Origin of the sequence: Dietzia sp. UBA5065, assembly GCA_002415925.1 — a bacterium.
GTDB lineage: Bacteria > Actinomycetota > Actinomycetes > Mycobacteriales > Mycobacteriaceae > Dietzia.
This window is the reverse complement of record DIAZ01000138.1, coordinates 10,295-11,759: the sequence shown is the minus strand read 5'-3', so window position 1 is coordinate 11,759 and position 1,465 is coordinate 10,295. Positions and strand designations below refer to the sequence as shown.

Sequence of the window (1,465 nt, the reverse complement as noted above, 5' to 3'; positions counted from 1 at the left end):
CCCGCGCCGGCCCGGCCCGCGCCGAGGAGCCGGCGCAGGCGCGTCCGGTTGAGCGCGTCCCGCGTGGCCGACGCCACCCCCGCCACCGACCCCAGGTCCGGGTGGTCGCGGGCGAGCCGTTCGCGATCGGCCGGGCCGAGCGAATGCCACAGCGCCGCGACGTCCCGGGGATCGTCGCCGGTCGACCCGGACAGGTCGATGCACGGGCGAGTGGCGGCGTCGGCGTACCCGGCGAGCGAGTCGGCGGCCTCGCGAAGCCGCACTGTGAGCGCGCGATCGGCTTCCTCGACCGCCGCCGTGTCGCCCGTGCCGGGGCTCACCTGGTCGTCGTCGCCCCAACAGACCAGCGCCCGCGCCAGCCTCGACCCCTCCACCCGGAGGACGTCGGCCAAGAATAGGCACGCGCCCGAGACCATCCGCGCCTCGGCGGCCGCGTCCCCCACCCGGCCGCGCGCGCGGGACCCGGCGTGACCGAACCACCCGCCGCCGGCTGCCGCGCCCCCGCCGAGTCGTCGTGCCACCGCATCGAGGTCGGCCGCCGTGTCCGCGGTCTCCCGACCCACCACCGCAGCCCGCGACTCGGCGGCGTCCACCGCGATGACCAGTTCCTCAGCCCGCCGCGCCTCCGACATCGCGGGCCACCTCCCCGTCGGCGTCCGCCAGCAGGCCCGCCGCGCGCGTCATGGCGTCGCCGATCCGGTCGGTCTCCACCGCGCAGTCCCGCGCCCGCCGTGCCAGCAGCGCCGCGCACTCCGCCAGGGCGGGGCCCGTGAGCAGCCCCTGCTGCCCGATCTGGACCCCGGCCGCGGCCGCCGACGCCACCTCCAGCGCCGCGACCAGCTCCCCCGCCTGCTCCGCCATCCGCGCCCCGGCCTCGCGCACCCGGGCCGCCTCCGCCCCGACCGCCACCTGCTCGAACGCCAGCAACGCCGACGCCACCCGACCCTGCCTCGCGCCCCACGCCCCCGCGTCCGGTCCCGTCCCCTCCATCGACCACTCCCCCCTCCGGCGCGGATCGGTCGAGCCGCTCGGGAACACACGCTAGGGGCGGCGGGCCACGGAATCGGTCCCGCCGGCGCGGGCTGTGGATGGGGTGGACGACCATCCACAGCCCGCACGGGAGGCCCGGAGGCGGGTCAGACCGGGCTAGACCGGGTCAGGCCGAGTCGGGCAGGTTCAGGCGAGATCCGGCTGGGCCGCGTAGCGTCCGCCCAGCACGCGCACCAGCACCAACCCCATGCCCACCGCCGCGACGATCAGCGGGCCCCGGGAGTACGCCGACGGCAGCGAGTCGGCGCCCGCCACCGCGGCGTCGGTGATCGCCACCTGGACCCCGATCAGCGCGCCAATCATGCTGGCGGCGATCAGCCACAGGTCCTCGCGGAGCAGCCGCTCGAACCGCCGCAGCCGCGGCGCGGTGGCCGTCCACCAGTCGCGGTTCGGCGCGCTGATCGCCGCCGGCCAC

Annotated in this window: 1 protein-coding gene and 2 pseudogenes; all 3 read right to left on the bottom strand. The window is 78.0% G+C overall.

Annotated elements, in window-relative coordinates; genetic code table 11:
* Positions 1-632 (bottom strand): annotated as a pseudogene (locus B4M60_RS10765) (hypothetical protein); the annotation flags it as partial.
* Complete coding sequence (locus tag B4M60_RS10760) at positions 610-990, bottom strand: hypothetical protein (protein ID WP_291083487.1); 381 nt, start codon at positions 988-990, stop codon at positions 610-612. The pseudogene B4M60_RS10765 and the gene B4M60_RS10760, both read right to left, overlap by 23 nt.
* A gap of 186 nt (positions 991-1,176) precedes the next feature.
* Positions 1,177-1,465, bottom strand: a pseudogene (locus B4M60_RS10755) (DUF1648 domain-containing protein); the annotation flags it as partial.